Origin of the sequence: Kribbella alba (genome assembly GCF_039529635.1) — a bacterium.
GTDB classification, from domain to species: domain Bacteria; phylum Actinomycetota; class Actinomycetes; order Propionibacteriales; family Kribbellaceae; genus Kribbella; species Kribbella alba.
Genome location: NZ_BAAANE010000002.1, coordinates 292,729 through 311,248, shown reverse-complemented (window position 1 = coordinate 311,248; position 18,520 = coordinate 292,729). Strand labels below are relative to the sequence as shown.

The 18,520-nt window shown below is 68.3% G+C and carries 9 protein-coding genes and 1 pseudogene; 3 read left to right on the top strand and 7 right to left on the bottom strand.

The annotated features are described in order from the left end of the window. Nucleotides 1-64: 64 nt before the first annotated feature. The 6 genes and pseudogenes from glgB to ABD210_RS03370 all read right to left on the bottom strand — a co-directional run bounded on the left by glgB (nucleotide 65) and on the right by ABD210_RS03370 (nucleotide 10,219). The gene (gene glgB, locus ABD210_RS03395) at nucleotides 65-2,338 is read right to left on the bottom strand and encodes a 1,4-alpha-glucan branching protein GlgB (protein WP_344108553.1); all 2,274 of its coding nucleotides are present in this window, start codon (nucleotides 2,336-2,338) and stop codon (nucleotides 65-67) included. 135 nt (nucleotides 2,339-2,473) lie between these two features. Beyond that, the gene (locus tag ABD210_RS03390) at nucleotides 2,474-3,889 is read right to left on the bottom strand and encodes a maltokinase N-terminal cap-like domain-containing protein (protein WP_344108551.1); all 1,416 of its coding nucleotides are present in this window, start codon (nucleotides 3,887-3,889) and stop codon (nucleotides 2,474-2,476) included. After that, nucleotides 3,886-5,610 carry a maltose alpha-D-glucosyltransferase gene (treS, locus tag ABD210_RS03385; RefSeq protein ID WP_425552616.1) on the bottom strand — a complete coding sequence of 575 codons (1,725 nt, stop codon included), beginning with the start codon at nucleotides 5,608-5,610 and terminating at the stop codon, nucleotides 3,886-3,888. The genes ABD210_RS03390 and treS overlap by 4 nt, the downstream gene beginning before the upstream one ends. Nucleotides 5,611-5,921: 311 nt before the next feature. After that, nucleotides 5,922-6,140, bottom strand: a pseudogene (locus ABD210_RS03380) (sunset domain-containing protein); the annotation flags it as partial. Nucleotides 6,141-6,743: 603 nt separating this feature from the next. Next, nucleotides 6,744-7,859: a channel-forming protein ArfA/OmpATb gene (gene arfA, locus ABD210_RS03375; RefSeq protein ID WP_344108548.1), complete on the bottom strand. Its 1,116-nt coding sequence runs from the start codon at nucleotides 7,857-7,859 to the stop codon at nucleotides 6,744-6,746. Nucleotides 7,860-8,059: 200 nt separating this feature from the next. Beyond that, entirely contained in the window at nucleotides 8,060-10,219 is a 2,160-nt protein-coding gene (locus ABD210_RS03370; protein WP_344108546.1) for an MMPL family transporter, read from the bottom strand. A gap of 78 nt (nucleotides 10,220-10,297) precedes the next feature. Here ABD210_RS03370 and ABD210_RS03365 point away from each other — a divergent pair, with 78 nt between their 5' ends. The 3 genes from ABD210_RS03365 (at nucleotide 10,298) to ABD210_RS03355 (ending at nucleotide 13,507) form a co-directional block, all read left to right on the top strand. Beyond that, nucleotides 10,298-10,963 carry a TetR/AcrR family transcriptional regulator gene (locus tag ABD210_RS03365; protein WP_344108544.1) on the top strand — a complete coding sequence of 222 codons (666 nt, stop codon included), beginning with the start codon at nucleotides 10,298-10,300 and terminating at the stop codon, nucleotides 10,961-10,963. A 111-nt stretch (nucleotides 10,964-11,074) separates the two neighbouring features. Beyond that, on the top strand, nucleotides 11,075-12,349 hold the full coding sequence (locus tag ABD210_RS03360) for a glycoside hydrolase family 18 protein (RefSeq protein ID WP_344108542.1): 1,275 nt from the start codon (nucleotides 11,075-11,077) through the stop codon (nucleotides 12,347-12,349). Between the two features lie 306 nt (nucleotides 12,350-12,655). Beyond that, nucleotides 12,656-13,507, top strand: coding sequence for a winged helix-turn-helix domain-containing protein (locus ABD210_RS03355; protein ID WP_344108540.1), 852 nt, complete (start codon nucleotides 12,656-12,658; stop codon nucleotides 13,505-13,507). Between the two features lie 578 nt (nucleotides 13,508-14,085). On the opposite strand, the gene ABD210_RS03350 is transcribed toward ABD210_RS03355, so the two are convergent. Then, complete coding sequence (locus tag ABD210_RS03350; RefSeq protein WP_344108538.1) at nucleotides 14,086-18,468, bottom strand: S8 family serine peptidase; 4,383 nt, start codon at nucleotides 18,466-18,468, stop codon at nucleotides 14,086-14,088. Nucleotides 18,469-18,520: the final 52 nt, after the last annotated feature.

Sequence of the window (18,520 nt, the reverse complement as noted above, 5' to 3'; positions counted from 1 at the left end):
GGTGCATCTCTCCGGGAGATGCACCGCACTCCCATCAGCGGGTCCGACCAGCGCACGTCGGAGGTCAGCCGTTGTGGCGCAGCCAGATCGTGCCGAGCGGGGGTACGGAGAGCTCCGCGCTGGTGGCCATCCCGTGCCAGCTCGGGCCGTCCGCCTCGAACCCGCCGAAGTTGCCGACGCCCGACCCGCCGTACACGTGAGCGTCGGTGTTGACCGCCTCCTCCCAGTGTCCGGCGTACGGGAGGCCCAGCCGGTAGCCGTAGTGCGGCACCGCCGAGAAGTTCGCGACACAGGCGAGCGTGGGTTCCCCCTCGCCGCCGTACCGGACGAACGAGAAGATGTTGTTGCCGGCGTCGTTGGCGTCGATCCAGGAGAACCGCTCGGGGAGGTGGTCGTTGCCCCACAGCGCCTTGGTGTCGCGGTACCTACCGTTCAGGTCCTTGACCAGCTGCTGCAGCCCGACGTGGTCGGCGTGGTCCAGCAACCACCAGTCGAGTTCGCCCTTCTCGGACCACTCGGACTCCTGGCCGAACTCGCAGCCCATGAAGAGCAACTGCTTGCCCGGGTGGGCCCACATCATCGCCAGGTAGGCGCGCAGGTTCGCCAACTGCTGCCAGCGATCGCCCGGCATCTTGCGCAGCAGCGAACCCTTGCCGTGCACCACCTCGTCGTGGGACAGCGGCAACACGAAGTTCTCGGAGTACGCGTACATCATCGAGAAGGTCATCTCGTGGTGGTGGTACTGCCGGTGAACAGGCTCGTGCTCCATGTAGCTGAGCGAGTCGTTCATCCAGCCCATGTTCCACTTGAAGCCGAAGCCGAGTCCGCCGAGATGCGTCGGTCGGGTGACCCCCGGCCAGGAGGTGGACTCCTCGGCCACGGTGACGACACCGGGCACCCGCTTGTAGAGGGTCGCGTTCATCTCCTGGAGGAAGGACACCGCCTCGAGGTTCTCGCGGCCGCCGTACTGGTTCGGGACCCACTGGCCTTCCTGGCGGGAGTAGTCCAGGTAGAGCATCGAGGCGACCGCGTCGACCCGCAGGCCGTCGATGTGAAACTCCTCGGCCCAGTAGAGCGCGTTCGCGACCAGGAAGTTGCGCACCTGCGGCCGGCCGAAGTCGAACACGAGCGTGCCCCAGTCCGGCTGCTCGCCGCGCCGCGGGTCCGGGTGCTCGTAGAGGGGCGTCCCGTCGAACCGGGCCAGCGCCCAGGCGTCCTTGGGGAAATGCGCCGGCACCCAGTCGACGATCACGCCGATGTTCGCCCCGTGCAGGGCGTCCACCAGGAACCGGAAGTCGTCGGGATCACCGAAGCGCGACGTCGGAGCGAAGTACGAGGTGACCTGGTAGCCCCAGGACCCGCCGAACGGGTGCTCCATCACCGGCATGAACTCGACGTGGGTGAAGCCCATCTCGTTGACGTAGGCAACGAGCTCGTCCGCCAGTTCACGGTACGACCGGCCCTTGCGCCACGAGCCGAGGTGGACCTCGTAGATGCTCATCGGCTCGGCGTACGCCTGGGAGGCCGCGCGGCGGTCGACCCACGCGTCGTCCTTCCACTCGTACGTCGACTCGGTCACGACCGACGCGTTCGCCGGGGGAGTCTCGGCCAGGTTCGCCATCGGGTCGGCCTTCTGCCGCCAGACGCCGTCGCGCCCACAGATGTCGAACTTGTACCGCGTGCCCGGGCCGACGCCCGGCACGAACAGTTCCCAGACCCCGGAAGCACCCATCGTGCGCATCGGATGGGCCCGGCCGTCCCAGAAGTTGAAGTCGGCCGTCAGCCGGATGCCCTGCGCGTTGGGCGCCCAGACGGCGAAGGAGGTCCCGGTCACGGAACCGGTCGGGCCGTCGTACCGGCGGACATGCGCACCGAGCACCGCCCACAGTTGCTCGTGCCGACCTTCGCCGATGAGGTGCAGGTCCATCTCACCGAGCGACGGCAGGTACCGGTACGGGTCGTCGACCTCCAGCGCCGGGCCGTCGGTGTAAGCCACCTCGAGCCTGTAGTCGGGCACCTTGTCGACATCGAGGACGCCGACCCAGATCCCCTCGAACTCGTGCCGCAACTCGACCCGCTGGTCGTCGTACACCGCGGTCACCGAACTCGCGAACGGGCGCAGCACTCGCAGCGTCACGGAGCCTTCGCCGAGATGGGGCCCGAGCACCTGATGCGGATCGTGGTAGGTGCCGCTCACCAGCCGCTCCAGCACCCCGCGATCCACCGCCACCGGCTTGGGCCCTGACTCCACCACCGCGGGCTCGGCCTTCTTCGGCGGCTCGGTCATCGGTTCGGACAACGGCGTGCCCACTTCGGTCCCACGCTCGTTCGATTCCATACACCCCATCCTGCCCGATCAGCACCTCATCTTCTGCACCCCGTACCCGACTCCCTGACACCTACACAGAGGCCACCGGCAAGCGGGTCTGCAGCCGGAACTTGCTCGGCGGAGTGGACGGTCCGCTCGGGCCGCCTACTCGGTGGTGCTCAGTTGCGCGGCCGCGGCCAGCGGGATCGGCAGCCAGGTCGGCCGGTTCCGGGCCTCGTACAGGGTCTCGTAGATGACCTTGTCGGCCAGGAACGCGCTGAGCAGGACGCCCTGATCGCGCGGATCCGCACCCGCCACCTCGGCGTACCCGTCGCAGAAAGCGCGGCGGTTCCGGTTCGCCCATTCGGCTGCGCGATAGGCGATCTGCTGGTCGCCCTGGTGGTCGGCCAGCAGCGAGCGGGCCGCATAGTCGAAGGAGCGCAGCATCCCGGCGATGTCCTTGATCGGGGTGTCCAGCGCCCGCCGCTCGACCAGCGACTTGGCCGGCTCGCCCTCGAAGTCGATCAGCTTCCAGCCCTCGATCGTGCGCAGCACCTGACCAAGGTGGAAGTCGCCGTGGATCCGTTGCACCGGCACCGGTACGTCGTACGCCGCGAGCGCGTCGAAGGCGCGGGCGAGTCCGTCGGCGTACTCGGCCAGCTCGGGCACCGCCGCGGCGGCCTTCTCCAGCCGGCGCTTCATCGCGGCCGCGTGCTCGACCATCTGGGACGGTTCCCACACGTCCGCGCCGAGCGCCTTGGCCAGCTCGGCGTGCACCTGTGCGGTGCTCGCGCCGAGCCGTTGCGACTCGGCCGCGAAATCCCCGCCGACCTCCTCGGCGTGCAGGTCCGCCTCGGCGTACAGGTCGCGCACCGAGGTGGTCGCGTACGACCAGCCGTCGGTCGCGTTCTTCTCGAAGACCGTCATCATCGCGAGGTCACCGGTGTCCGTGCCGCCACCGGCGCGCGGCCAGGAGCCACGCGCCGATCCGAGCACCTCGGGAACCAGTTCGGAGCCCGCCTCGGTGAGCGCCGACTCGATCTCGACCCCGGGATTGCTCCCGGGCTCGAGCCGGCGGAACACCTTCAGCAGCGCGGTGTCGCCGAAGACGAGCGACGTGTTGCTCTGCTCGACCGTCAGGACGAGCGACTGCGCGTCGTCCGGCACGACGGTCGCGCGCTCCGGCGCATGCACCGGGTGGAACTCCAGCCCGTCCAGCCGGCGCCCGTGCGTGATCGCGTCCAGCCAGTACGGCGTCGCTTCCTTGTCGTGCAGCGCGTCGTACACCCAGACCCTCGTGTCGCCGAGGTCCTGCTCCTCCCAGTCGCCGATCAGTGCGTGGGCGAGGTTCTCGACCGGCGTGGGGTGGTAACTGAGCGGCAACTGGTAGACCCGGATTGCGTTCTCCGCACCGGGCGGGCCGGCGCAGTAGACGAATCCGATCCGGACCGCAGGCCAGGCGCCCTCGTCGGACAGCCACACCGAGGTGGCCATCGCGTCGACATGGACGTCGTGTCCCTTCTCGCCGAACCACCGCTGGTTGGCGCAGAAGGACTGGACCTGGTCCAGATTGGAAGTCACGAAGAGCTCTCCTCACGTTCAACCGGCTTGTTGACCGGCAGGCGGAACCAGTAGAAGCCGTGCGCACCGAGCGTGAGCAGGTACGGCAGCTCGCCGATGGTCGGGAAATGCACCCCGCCGAGCAGCTCGACCGGCTCCACGCCCTGCCACTGACGAAGGTCCAGCTCGATCGGCTGCGGGAAGCGCGACAGGTTGTTCACGCACAGCACGACATCGTCACCGAACTCCCGCACGTAGGACAGCACGCTTGGGTTGGAACCGCCTAGGTCTGTGAAAGTACCCATGCCGAAACAGGGGTGCTGCTTGCGGGTCTGGATCATCCGCCGGGTCCAGTGCAGCAGGCTCGACGCGTTCTCCATCTCCGCCTCGACGTTGACCGCCTGGAACCCGTAGACCGGGTCCATGATCACCGGCAGGCTGAGCTTGCCGGGGGTGGCGGTGGAGAAGGAGGCGTTCCGGTCCGGGGACCACTGCATCGGAGTACGGACGCCGTCTCGGTCGCCGAGCCAGATGTTGTCGCCCATCCCGATCTCGTCGCCGTAGTACAGGATCGGCGAGCCGGGCAGTGACAGCAGCATCGCGGTGAACAGTTCCATCCGGTTCACGTCGTTGTCGAGCAACGGCGCGAGCCGGCGGCGGATGCCGATGTTGGCCTTCATCCGCGGGTCCTGGGCGTACTCGCCCCACATGTAGTCGCGCTCCTCGTCGCTGACCATCTCCAGGGTCAGTTCGTCGTGGTTGCGCAGGAAGATCCCCCACTGGCAGGTGTCGGGGATCTGCGGGGTCTGGGCCAGGATCTCCGAGATCGGGAACCGCGACTCGCGCCGCACCCCCATGAAGATCCGCGGCATCACCGGGAAGTGGAACGCCATCTGGCACTCGTCGCCACCGGAATCGCGGTCGCCGAAGTACTCGACCACGTCGGCCGGCCACTGGTTCGCCTCGCAGAGCAGCACCCGGTCGGTGTAGTTCGCGTCGACCTCCTTGCGGACCCGCTTCAGGAACTCGTGCGTCCTGGGCAGGTTCTCGCAGTTCGTGCCCTCCTCCTCGAACAGGTAGGGGACCGCGTCCAGCCGGAAGCCGTCGACGCCGAGGTCGAGCCAGAACTTCAGCGCCTCGATCATCGCGTCGCCGACCGCGGGGTTCTCGAAGTTCAGGTCCGGCTGGTTGGAGTAGAACCGGTGCCAGAAGTACTGCTGGCGGACCGGGTCCCAGGTCCAGTTCGACGTCTCGCTGTCGACGAAGATGATCCGGGCGTCGGAGTAGGCCGTGTCGGTGTCCGACCAGACGTAGAAGTCGCCGTACGGGCCGTCAGGGTTGGTGCGCGACTCCTGGAACCAGGGGTGCTGGTCCGAGGTGTGGTTCATCACGAAGTCGACGATGATCCGGATGCCGCGCGCGTGCGCGGCCTCCATGAACGCGGCGAAGTCGGAGATGGTGCCGACCTCGGGCATCACGTTGGTGTAGTCGGAGATGTCGTAGCCGCCGTCACGCAGGGGTGAGGGGTAGAACGGCGGCAACCAGAGACAGTCCACGCCGAGCCACTCGAGATAGTCGAGCTTCTCGGTCAAGCCTTGCAGGTCGCCGATGCCGTCGGCGTTCGAGTCCTTGAAGGACCGCACCAGGACCTCGTAGAAGACGGCCCGCTTGAACCACAGCGGGTCACTCTTCGTCAGTCCGTGGTGCTGCTCCGGCAGCATGTCGGTCACGCTCACCTCCATCGGGTGTCTTCCCTCGGTCCAAACCTAGCGTTAGTGCGGGGTGCGCTCGCCGGGTCGATCCGGCGACGCGCGGGTGGACACGATTCCCGCCCGCAATGTTGTCCCTTACCCGGTCTACCGGTTCTCAAAAGGGCACAGCAAACAGGCCGGAGGTGTCCGGTGATGTGAATTGACGCCGGGGATGGGCGGTCCGAGCAGGCGTTCTTACCAGTGTGCCGGGCGTTTGCCAGTACAAGCAAATAGGGGCCCGATCGCCCTATCCGCAAGCCGATCCGTGACCTGGTTCGCGTCGTTCGTGGCGACGCGAGAAGTCACCGCCCGGCGCCCGGGGACTTGCGGGGCCTGCGGGCGTATTTGGTGAAACCGGCGCGTTCGGCGTCGGCCTCGGAGCGGAACCAGACCTCGGGTTTGGTTCGGCCGTAGTACGGCGAATCGGGCGTGTGGAACAGCATCGACTGGGCGTTGCCCTTGATCGTGAACCCGTCCGGCGGGCCCTGGTGCTGCACCGCGTCGGCTGACCCCTCGCCGTACCGCCCGGCCGGAACCTCCTTCGCCGGGACGACGATCTCGGCCTCGACCGGAGCGTCGAACAAGGTCGGCACAGCCTGGTCGTCGGCAGCCTCCATCCGCCGGGAGAACACCGGCACCTTGGGTTCGGGCGGCGCTTGTACTGCGGGTTCGGGCGCGGCCGGTTGGTCGGGCTCGGGTGCAGGGGGTGCGGCGGTGACGGGCGCCGGCGGCTCGATCTGTACCTCGGGCGGGTCTGGTTCGAAGCGGCGGGAAGCGGGAGCGGGCGTCGTACGGGCGGCTGGTTCGGAGGCGGTTGCGCCGACTCCGGCGCCGACGAGGGTCTTCTCCTCGACGGGTTCCTCAGCCTCCCGGCGTGCTTCCACCGGAGCCTTCGACTGCTGGCGTCGCCCGAGCAGGACCCAGGTGATGACCGCTCCCAGCAAGAACACGACGAGCGTCCAGGGCCAGTTGTGTCGCAGTAGCCAGCCCATCAGCGCTCGCTCCGTCGGGTCGGCGCGACCCGGTGCAGCAACCAGGCGGCGGCGCTGCCGAGTACGAACGCGACCAGCAGCAAGACCCAGACCTGCGCGATCAGCCAACTCATTGCAATCCCCTACGGAAGTCTACGGAACACGGATCTCGACCCGGCGGTTCGCGATGCGGCCGGCGGCAGTGCGGTTGGAAGCCACCGGCCGGGTCTCCCCGTAGCCGCGGCTGGTGATGCGGTCGGCGGGTACGCCGAGCTTGACCAAGGTCGCCTTGACGGCGTCGGCGCGCTGCTGTGACAGCGGCAGGCTGGTGGCGGGGCTGCCGAGGTTGTCGGTGTGGCCGGCGACCTCGACCCGGGCAGTGTCGCAGCTCTTCAGCAGCGCGGCGGCACGGCCCACGGACGGCCGGGACGCCTCGTTGACGATGGCGGTTCCGGACAGGAAGACGATCTTGTTCTGCGTCATCAGCTGGGCGAGTCGTGCCTCGAAGGTCTGGCACGCCTCGCTGAGCTGCGGTTTCTGGGCGGTCGGCACTGTGAGCTGGTTGGCGACGACCGCACCAGGCACTGCCTTGGCAGCGGCACGCGCGGCCGTCGCCTTGGTCGCCTGGTCCGAGACCCGACCTGTCAACGTGACGGTGCTGCCGTCGTACCGCACCGACGCTGGGCCGGTGCCGGTCGCGAGAGCTCGCAGCAGCGCGGACAGCGCGGACGCGTTCGGCAGGCCGCCGGCCGGATCGATGGTGATCTGGTCGTCGAAGTTGCCGCCCGATTCCAGCAGCGCCTGCACCTCGGCGACGAGCGCGTCCTTGGTCTGCTGGTCGCGCACCGCCACCTGGACGGTGAACGAACCAGCTGCCCGGTTCAGCGAGAACGGCGCGATCACTGCATCCGTGGGTGGGGTGACAACCGGATCTGCCGGCTTCGGCGTCGTTCCTGCCGTCGCCGTCGCCGCTGCCGCGGGCTGACCGGCGCCGCCGCCCCGGGCGTTGGCCGCCCGGACGCCGTCGACGGCCGCGACGACGTCACGAGCCTCGCTCGCGTCGCCGCCGGCCGGCACCACGACCGTGGCGTCGCGGCCTGAGAACTGGACCTGTACACCGGTGATGCCGCGAGCCTGGAGAGCAGCTAGCGAACGGTCGCGCAGGTCGTCCTCGGTCGAAGCGGTCTTCACCACGAGCAGGACGGCTGCCACCAGCATGGGGACGAGGAGGGCGGCCAGCAGCCAGACGAAACCGGGCCGCCGACTCACGAGTCCGGTACTCGTCGCGACTGCCGGAATGGGATCGGACCGGTTCTCGTCCGAGGATCCGGGCACTGTTCCTCCGTCGACTGCGGTCAGAAGTGACCGTGCGCGAGGAGATTACTCCGTACCGCACCCACACCGCACCTCAATCCGCGAATTGGTCAAACCTCTCGCCCGGCCAGGCCGCGGCAGGCCGGGCGATGGCCTCAGGTGGGGCTCGACTCGGTCAGGCCGACGCGGGAGTGGAGCCGTCGCAGCGGCCCCGGCGACCACCAGGCATACGGGCCCATCAGCCGCAGCGCCGCCGGGACGAGGACGCCCCGGATCAAGGTGGCGTCGATCAGCACGGCCAGGCCGCTGCCGATCCCGAAGAGCTGGATGAAGCTGACCGCCCCCGTGCCGAAGGCGAAGAAGCTCACCGACAGGATCACGGCCGCCATCGACACGATCCGCCCGCTGCGGGCCAGCCCGTTCGTCACCGCGTCGTAGGTCGTCGCGCCTTCGTCATGCTGCTCCTTGATCCGGCTCAGCACGAACACCTCGTAGTCCATCGACAACCCGAACGCGATGCAGAAGAGCAGCACCAGCATGCTCGTGTCGAGCGGCAGCGGCGTGAAACCGAGCCACCCCGACAGATGGCCGTCTTGGAAGATCAGCACCATCGCCCCCAGCGTCGCGGACAGGCCGACCACGTTCAGCAACAGCGCCCGCAGCGGCTGCAGGAGACTGCCGGTGAAGAGGAACAACAGGACGAAGGTGGTCAGCGCGATCAGCCCACCGGCCAATGGCAGCCTGGACCCGATCGCGTGCTGGCTGTCCATGAACCGCGCTGTGTTCCCGCCGACCAGGAACCCACCCGGCGCCGCCATCGCCCGAGCCTCGGTGACCACCTGCTGGGCAGCCTCGGACCTGGAGTCCACCCGCGTCACGATCGACAATCGCTGAACCCCCTTGGCAGCCATCCGCGCATCCGCCGGGGAAGCCTTGCCCTGCCCCTTGACGAACGTCCCGGCCGAAGACTCGACCTGTACGACGTCCGGCAGCTGCGACAACTTCGCCGCGTAGGGCGCCACCGCGGCGGGGTCCACCCGACCGGCGCTGACCAGGTTGATCGCGTTCGTGTCGTCGCTGCCGAAGTCGCTGCGCAAGGCATCGCCGACGACCCGGCTGCTGGTTGTCGTAGGCAACACCCTGTCGTCGGGCGTGCCGAAATTCACGTGCAGCAGTGGAGTTGCCAACAGCAACAATCCCGCGACGACGGGCAGAGCGGTCAGACCCGGACGCCGCATCGCCAGTCCGGCGAGCCGCCCCCAGAACGGAGCGACCGTCTTCGGAGCGCCCTTGACCCAGGGCAGTCGCCCGGCGTTGACCCGGTGTCCGAGCACCGTCAGCAGGGCCGGCAGAACCACCAGCGCGCCGATCATGGCGATCACGATCACGCCGATCCCGGCGTACGCGAAAGAACGCAGGAAGAACAGCGGGAAGAGCAGCAGCGCGGCCAGCGCGACGGCCACCGTCAGAGCGCTGAACACGATCGTCCGCCCGGCGGTCTCGACCGTGCGGACCACCGCGGTCCGCACGTCGGAGCCTTTGCCGAGCTCCTCCCGGTAGCGGCTGACCATCAGCAGCGCGTAATCGATGGACAGGCCGAGTCCGAGGGCTGTCGTCAGGTTGATCGCATAGATGGAGACGTCGGCGGCCGATCCGAGCACCGACAGTTCGGCGAAGGTGCCGAAGATCGCTATCGTGCCGATCGCGAGTGGAATGAGAGCGGCGATCACGCTGCCGAAGGCCAGCACCAGCAGCACCAGGATGATCGGTACGGCGATCGCCTCGGCCACCGCGAGGTCGCGGCCGACCTGCGCGTTCACGTCGTGGTTCACCCCGACCTCGCCGCCGATGTCCACCCGCAGCCCGTCGTGCGTCCCGCCGTACGTCTTGATCAGCCGGTCGGCGACGTCAGCGCGGGCATCGAAGTCGCCGCTGATCGAGGCGACCACGAGCGCCTTGCTGCTGTCCTCGGAACGCATCGCCGGCGCCTTGGTGGTCCAGTACGACGCGACGCCGGTGAGATCTGGTTCGGCGGAGATCCTGCGGGTGAGATCCGCCCCGGACCTGGCGACGGCGGCATCGTCGACGCTGCGGCCGGCGTCGACCACGAAGACGAGGTCGGCCTGTCCGTCGAAGTTGTCCGCGAGCGCGGTCGCGGCCTTGGTCGATTCCGCGCCGGGGTCGTCGAACCCGCCGCCGGCGAGTTTGCCGAAGGCGCCGAAACCGAGCACGCCCGCGCCAGCGAGCAGCACCACGGTGATCAGCAGGACTGGGCGGGCGCGGCGGACCGCGAAGGCTCCAAGGCGAGTCAGCATGGCGGTGCTCCAGGGGAGTCAGGGAGTGCCGGTTCAAAGTTGACGGGTGTAAACTTTGCACGTGTTAACTTGCCATGGATGTGTGCGACCGTCAACATCAAGCTGATGAACGGCCGGAATGCGTACCACCATGGGGATCTGCGGAACGCCCTGATCGCCGCCGCTGCGGAGCTCGCCGAGCAAGGCGGGCCGCCGGCCGTGACCATCCGCGCTGCTGCTCGCGTTGTCGGCGTCACCCCGACCGCGGCGTACCGGCACTTCAGTGGGCACGAGGCGCTGCTCGCCGCGGCGAAGGCCTATTCGCTGGACCAGATGGGCATCGTGATGCGCAAGCGGCTCGCGGGTCTGCCGGACGAACCGGATCCGGCCAGGGCGGCGATGGCGCGGATCGAGGCGATCGGGCGCGGCTATGTGGAGTTCGCACTGTCGCAGCCCGGGCTGTTCCGGACCGCTTTCACGGTCGACGTGGCGAAGCCGCCGCTGGACATCAGCGCTCCCGATGGTCCGCACCAGATGCTCGTCAAGGGCGTCGACGAGCTAATCAAGCTGGGCTTCGTGGGGGAGGAGTACCGGGTCGGCTCAGAGGTCGCTGCCTGGTCGCTCGTGCATGGGTTGTCGCTGCTGATGCTGGAGGGCCCGCTCTCCCGGTTGCCGCAGGCGGAGCGGGAGGCGGTCGTCGATCAGGCGATCAACACCTTCGTCCGGAGCTTCTGGACGGCCAGGGCGAACAACCTCGGCTCGTAGCGGAGGTGTTCGCGTGATCGCGCGGCCATTTTTATTTGGGTTTCTTCTTTTCTTAACCCTCCGTGCTGGGTAAGGTGCGCTCAGTCCCTCTCCGCCCCCCAGGAGGACACCATGAGAATCCGCCCTCTGCCCACTCTCCTCGCCGCGATCGCACTGCTCGCCGCCGGCGTCGTGCCCGCCGCAGTCGCCGCGCCGCCGCCTGAACGCTCGGCCGCCGCCCCGCCCGTGACGTCGGTGGTTGCCCAGCAGGACGCCGGCAATGTCGTTGCCGCCGGCAAGAAGGTCGTCGGCTACTTCACCGAGTGGGGCGTCTACGACCGCAACTACCACGTGAAGAACATCAAGACGAGCGGATCGGCCGCGAAGCTGACCAACATCGTCTACGCGTTCGGCAACACCACCGGCGGCCGCTGCACGATGGGCGACTCCTACGCGGCGTACGACAAGTTCTACGACGCGGCCGGATCCGTCGACGGCGTCGCCGATACCTGGGACACCGGAGCATTGCGCGGCAACTTCAACCAACTGCGCAAGCTCAAGCGCGAGTTCCCGAACATCAAGGTGGTCTGGTCGTTCGGCGGCTGGACCTGGTCCGGCGGCTTCACCGAAGCGGCCAAGAACCCGACCGCGTTCGCGAACTCCTGCTACAGCCTGGTCGAGGACCCGCGCTGGGCCGACGTGTTCGACGGCATCGACATCGACTGGGAGTACCCGAACGCCTGCGGCCTGAGCTGCGACACCTCCGGCCCGAACGCCTTCAACAGCGTCATCACGGCGCTGCGCAACCGCTTCGGCTCGTCCGCCCTCGTCACCGCCGCGATCACCGCCGACGGCACCAGCGGCGGCAAGATCGACGCCACCGACTACGCCACAGCGGCGCAGAAGCTCGACTGGATCATGCCGATGACCTACGACTACTTCGGCGCGTTCAACGCCCAGGGCCCGACGGCTCCGCACTCGCCGCTCACCTCGTACTCCGGGATCCCGCAGGCCGGCTTCTACAGCGACGCGGCGATCCAGAAGCTCAAGACGAAGGGCATCCCCTCCTCGAAGATCCTGCTCGGCATCGGCTTCTACGGCCGCGGCTGGACCGGCGTCACCCAGTCCGCTCCCGGCGGCCGAGCCACTGGCGCAGCGCCGGGCAAGTACGAGGCCGGCATCGAGGACTACAAGCTCATCTCGACCCGCTGCCCGTCCACCGGAACGGTCGGAGGGACGGCGTACGCCTTCTGCAGCGGCCAGTGGTGGGGCTACGACACCCCCGCCACGATCCGCAGCAAGATGACGTACGCCAACAACCAGGGCCTGGGCGGCGCCTTCTTCTGGGAACTCTCCGGCGACACCACCGCGGGCGCCCTCATCACCGCCGTCAAGACCATCGGCTGATTCCGGCAGCCGATCCCCGCGTCCGGGTCTCCCTGCACCCGTCCTGCAGGCAGACCCGGGCGCCCACCTCCGCATGTCGCTCCTCCGTGGGGTGTCGGGTCGGCTCTGGCGGGGCGGCGACTGTGTGCGACCGTGGAAGGCCCTTTCCGTGGCGCTGGGTGAGGGCCGGTGCCTCAGGTTGTCCGGCATCGGACAGGTCGCATTTGTGCCACTCGGGTGCGCAGGGAATCCCTTGACTTAGCCCTCCCCGTTAGCCGTACTTGACCCTGCGTCTGGACCCGGCAAGCGTTTGAACGGAGGGGCTCCATGGAGAGGCTGCCGGACTCGTCCTTAGTCATCGGGGTGGCCACGTCGACTGCCGAGCGGGTCCAACTCGTCCGGCTGCTCGGAGGTGCCGAAGTGTTGCTGCTCGTCTCGAGCGCGGAGCAGGCCCGGGCCTTTCTCGACCTGACCACCGCAGCCGAGTCGACCCCCGTAGTACTGACCCCTGCCGTGCTGCCGGCAGCAAACCGCGACACAGTGACTGCCCAGATCGAGTCACTGCCGCTGCCCACAGCCCATCTGCCCACAGCCCATCTGTCCACCGCCGGCCAGTCGACCGGCGGCCAGTCCACCGTCGGCCAGTCGATCTTCGGCCAGTCGACCGGCGGCCAGTCCACCGCCGGTCTGCCGGGGGTCGGGCCGGGTGCTACCGGACTACCTGCGACGGGACCGGGCCCGACCGGGATGCCCGCAACAGGAAGGGGCGCTCCAGACATGTCGGCTAGTGGGCTGCCCGCGACCGGATGGCCCGCCGCTGGGCATTGGAACCCAGGCACGCCCGCGGCCACCGCCAACCGACCTCAGTACGGAACGCCGGAGCTGCCGGTCGAGGAGCTCAGCTTGGACATGGACCGGCGGGTGGTTCGGTGGAAGGACCGCGAGATGCCGTTGACCCGGCTGGAGCACGACTTCCTGCATTGCCTGGTAGAGGAGCCCGGGCGCGTCTGGACCTACCAGCGCCTGCACCACGCCGTCTGGGGCAACGAACACCTCGGCCACGGCTCGCACATTCACTCAGTGGTCAAGCGCCTCCGCCAGAAACTCGCCGAACTAGGCGCCGCTGTCACCATTCATGCAGTACGAGGTGTCGGCTTCCACCTCCTCCCCACCGCTTAGCCAGGGCTGGCCGGCGGACCGCTGGCCGGTTCTTCGTCGCCTGGCCCCTTGCCGGCCTCTATTGGCCGAAGATCCGGGTATCGCGTGCCGCCTACCGTCGGTCGGCTGGAAGGCCGATCGGACAGCCGCCTACGGCCGGTCGGTGCTGCGGGTGCTGCGGGTGCTGCGGGTGCTGTAGGGAGCTGCCCGTACCGACCGACAGGAAGTAGTTGCCCGATCGGCCGATCGCGAGTCGGTGCTCCAGTCGGAACACCTGGGCTGGTTTTGAACACTTCCTGTCGGTCGGTACGCCCCGCTGGCGCTGGTGACCCCGCTGTCGGTCGTACCGCCGGCTGTCCGTCGGTACGTCTGCTGTCCGTCGGTACGTCTGCTGTCGGTGATAACGCCCGCTGTCGGTGGTACGCCCGCTCGTGGATCGGGCGACACCGGGGATCCTTGTGCAAACTAGGCGAACCAGGCACAGAGTCGGCCTGGCTGCATTCGTGCCACGGGGGAGCGGCGTGTGGGTGTGGCAGTAGAACGGCCCCCGCACAGGCGAAGCTGTGCGGGGGCCGGCTGTTAGGGCTGGGTCGTCAGTACTACTTGATGGACTTCAGGGCGAAGTCCTCGGTGATGGGCGAGCCTGCTACCAGTTTGGCCGTGCGGGTCTGAGGCTTGTAGCCGTCCTTGGCGGCGATCAGCGTCAGGGGGTTGTTGCGACGGTCGAGCCAGTAGGCGTACTTGCCGTCCTTGTCGGCGATGAAGGTGTACGACTGTGCCCAGGAGTCCACCTCGACGATCGCGCCCGGAAGTGCGGCGGTGGCGCCGGAGGTCGCGACACCGGTGACGGTGCCTTGCAGCTTGCTCCAGGTGTTCGGCGGCGTGACGACCATCTTCACGTCGACCGGGGCAACGGAGTACGGCGTGTTCTCGCCGATCGTGACCGTACCGGTGTAGGTGCCCGGCTGGTCCACGTTCGCCGTGAGGCCCACCTTGACGGTGACCTTCGCGCCCGGGGCCAGGGTGGCCTCGGTCTTGTCGATGCTCAGCCAGCTGACATCGGCCGACGACTCCGCACAGTCCTCGAGGCCGGGGAGAGCCTCACTGTCCACAGTCGCGGTGAAGCCACCGGAGGAGCCGCCGACCTTGTAGAAGCCACACGCCGCGGCACCGCGGTAACGCGGCATGTTGGCGTTCGGCAGAGCGGCCCAGGTACCGGCCGCCGGGTCGTAGGCGAAGCCGGCGTTGGTGACCGCACCGGCCTGGACACCGCCGACCACCAGCAGCTTGCCACCGGCAACGGCGGAGGACGCCGCCCAGTGATCGGCCGGAGCGTCGGCGATGGCGGACCAGGAGTTGCTGCTCGGGTCGAAGACGTAACCGGCCTTCTGCGCGGCCGAACCGTCGTTACCACCGGAGCAGTACACCAGGCCGTCGATGGCGCCGCAGGCTGCGAACGCGACCGACTTCGGGTAGTTCGCCAGGGTCTCCCAGGTGTTCGCCGCCGCGTCGTAAGCGACCACGGTGTTGGACATCGGGAGGCAACTTGCGGTGGTGCAGCCGCCCACGGCGTACAGCTTGCCGTCGAGGACAGCGGTTCCGGCGGCCGCACGCGGTGCCGGGTTGTTCGCTACCGCGGACCAGGCGTTGGCAGCCGGGTCGTACGACCAGGTCGCCGCGTCCGGACCGGAGGCACCCCAGCCGGAGCTGGCGATGATCTTGCCACCGACAACGCCGACGGAGACGGCGTTCCGGGCACCCGGCAGCGGGGCGATCGCGGTCCAGGCCAGGGTGGCCGGGTCGTACACGTAGCTGTTCGCGCTCGACGCACTACCGTTGCCACCGGCAATGGAGTAGATCTTGCCGTCGAGGTTGACCACCCGGTTGTCCATCACTGTCGCCGGGTAGTCGGCGATGTCCGTCCACGGGGCCGCCATCGGCTTGGCCGCGGCGGGCGTGCCGGCCATCTTGCCGGTCAGCTTGTCACCGAAAGAGGTCGGGACCTGCAGCCGCTGCAGCGGAGCACCCGGGCCGTTCAGCACCTGCGCCTGGGTTGTCGTGGTGCCGTTCGCGTTCTGCAGCGTGAAGCCGCCGTCGCGCTCACCGAACTTCACGTCGACCGGTGCACCACCGGTGTTCGTGACGGTGAACGACTTGGTGACGGCACCGGTCGGCAGCTTGAGGTTGCCCGAGAGCGAACCCGGCGCGACCGACAGGCGGCCGGCCGCGAGGGTGTAGTCCGCCGCCGTGACCCAGTCGGCCTCGACGTTCACGGACTGGCTCGAGCTGACGTAGTTGCCGGCCTTCGCGGTGAAGCCGTGCGCGTCGGAGTCCGACGAGTACAGCCAGTAGAAGCCGTCGTTCAACCCGGTGTCCTCGGGGGTCGCGACGGTGGTCGCGGTCTCGGTCGGCTTGTCGTCACGGGTGACGACGGCGCCGTTGACGAAACCGCCGGTGTTGGCGTCCTTCACGTTGCCGACGACGAGACCGCCACCGACCGGCACACAGTTGACCTGGCTGCCGATCAGGACGTTGTCGACCTCCCACCACCACTCGTACGAGGCGTCGTAGTAGTGGAAGCGGACCTGAACGGCCGACTTGCCGGCCGCCTGCGGGATCGCGATCTCCTTGGTACCGCGCAGGTCCGCGGCCTCGGCCGCGACGGTCGCCCAGGTGGCGCCACCGTCGATCGACAGGTCGATGTCAGCCTTCTCGCCGCTCAGCCAGTTGAGGTCCTGGTTGAAGCGGATCACCGGTGCGGTGACGGAGGTCAGGTCGACCACCGGGCTGACCAGCGAGGTGTCCTGCGAGTTGCCCGCGCCGTACTTGTCGCTGTCGATGACCGCGAAGCCGCCGTTGGCGCCGGTCAGGTTGCCCCGGTTGCCGGCGTCGGTGAACTTCCAGGTCTGGCCGTTGCCCTTGTTGTCGACGACGGTCCAGCCGCTCGGCGCGACCTGCCCGTCGAACGTCTCGTAGACACCGTCAGAGCCGTATTTGTACCCCGGTGCCGTGGTGCAGGCGCCGGTCAGGACAGGCACCGCGACGTTCTTGGTCACGTTGCCGGTACCGACCGTGATCGGCTGGCTGACGGCCTGGTACCCCGGGATCAGCGACTCGATCTTCAGCGAGTACGCCGCGCTGGACGGCACCTTGAGGCTGTACCGGCCATTGGTCGGGGTGGTGTAGTCGAACACGCCACCCGGACCCTCGACGCTCACCTTCGCGTACAGCGGCCAGCCGTGGCCGGAGCCGTCCGTGACGGTGCCGCCGACGTTCACCGTCGGAGCGCTCTCCAGGGCGAAGTTCTTCGTCGTGGTGGCGTTCGTGGTGATGGTCGCGGTGCCGGTCTGGCCCTTGTAGCCGAAGGCGGCCACCGCGAGGGTGTAGTCACCGGCAGGCAGAACCGTGGAGAAGGTTCCGGTGCTGGTGGTGGTGAGAACCCGGTCCGGCGTGCCCGTCTGCTTGACGGTCACGGTCGCACCCGGTACTGCGGCGCCGCCGGTGACGGCGCTGACGGTGCCCGCGAGGGTGCCGGTGTCACCGATCGGAGCGGCGTTCAGCAGCGCGAGCGCGTCCAGGCGACCTTCACCGAAGACGTTGTTGTCGTCCGCGGTGCCGCCGCACTGGGTGGAGTTGCTGTCGATCGCCGTGTTGTCGAGCAGCGCACGGGTGGCCGTGACGTCGCCCTTCAGAGCCGGAGACGCTGCCCACAGCAATGCGACGACGCCCGCGAGGTGCGGGGTTGCCATCGACGTGCCGCTGAAGCTGGCGTAGCCGTTGCCCGGAACACTCGAACGGACGGCGACGCCCGGAGCCGAGATGTTGGGCTTGATCTCCCCGTTCTGCCCGACGCCACGGCCGGAGAAGGAGGCGATGTTGTTGTTGATGTCGTAGGCGCCGGCGGAGTAGTTGCTCTGCAGGCTGCCCGGCGCGCCACTGCTGTTGCAGCCGAGGTCGCCGCTGTTGCCGTTGGCGAACGCACCGAAGATGCCGGACGCGGTCCAGGCGAGGGTGATGTCCTCCATGAACGGGTCGTTCGACGGCGCGGTGGTGCCCCACGAGTTGTTGATGACGTTCGGCCGCTTACTCGCGTCCGGGTTCTGTCCGGCGAGGTTGGTCGGCTCGAGCATCCACTGACCGGAGGTGATCAGTGCTGCGTCACTCGGGCAGCAGCCGTTGGCTGCGATCCACTTCACCTGCGGTGCGACGCCGACCTGGTTGCCGGCGCCGTCGTCACCGGCCATGGTGCCCATCGTGTGGGTGCCGTGGCCGTTGCCGTCACAGGGAGCGGAGCCACAGGTGCCGGCCGCGTCGAACCAGTTGTAGTTGTGGTCGAACGTGCCATTACCGTTGTTGCCGCGGTACTGCTTCACCAGCGCCGGGTGGTCGTACTGGACCCCGGTGTCGATGCTGGCCACGGTGATCCCGGCGCCCTTGTCGCCGTACTGCGACCAGACGTCGTCGGCGTTGATGTTCGCCAGACCCCACTCGATCGAGTTGATCTGCTGCGCGGTCTGAGCCGGGGTGACCTTGGGCACCTCGACGGCCATCGGGTTGTAGATGCCCTCGACCTCGGTGTGACCCGCCACGCTCTGCGCCATCGCCAGCGAGCCGCTGGAGACGCGGATCGCGTTGGTGCCCCAGAACGCCTGGTACTTCACATGCTGCGCATCGAGCTCGGCGCGAACCGTCTTCTGGCTCTCCGCCGCGGTCTTGCGCAGCGCGGCGGCTACCGCGGTGCCGCGCTCGTTCCAGTTCGTGATCCGGCTTGCGGCGGTCAGATCGGCCTTGTCAGTGAAGCGGACCCAGTAGTCCGTCGCCTCCTTGGCTTCCTTGCCCTGCAGCTTGGCCAGCACGTCCGGCTTGATTTTGGATGCCGGCGTGGGCGTTGCGGCCGGTTTGGTGGGCGGTGCCGCCTGGGCGGGCCCGCCGGCGGCGGCGAGTCCCGTCGTGACGACGGCGACTGCCGCCAGAGCACTCACCAGTGACCTGGCGAGTCCCCTTCTTCGTTGATGTGACATCTCTGCAGCCCCT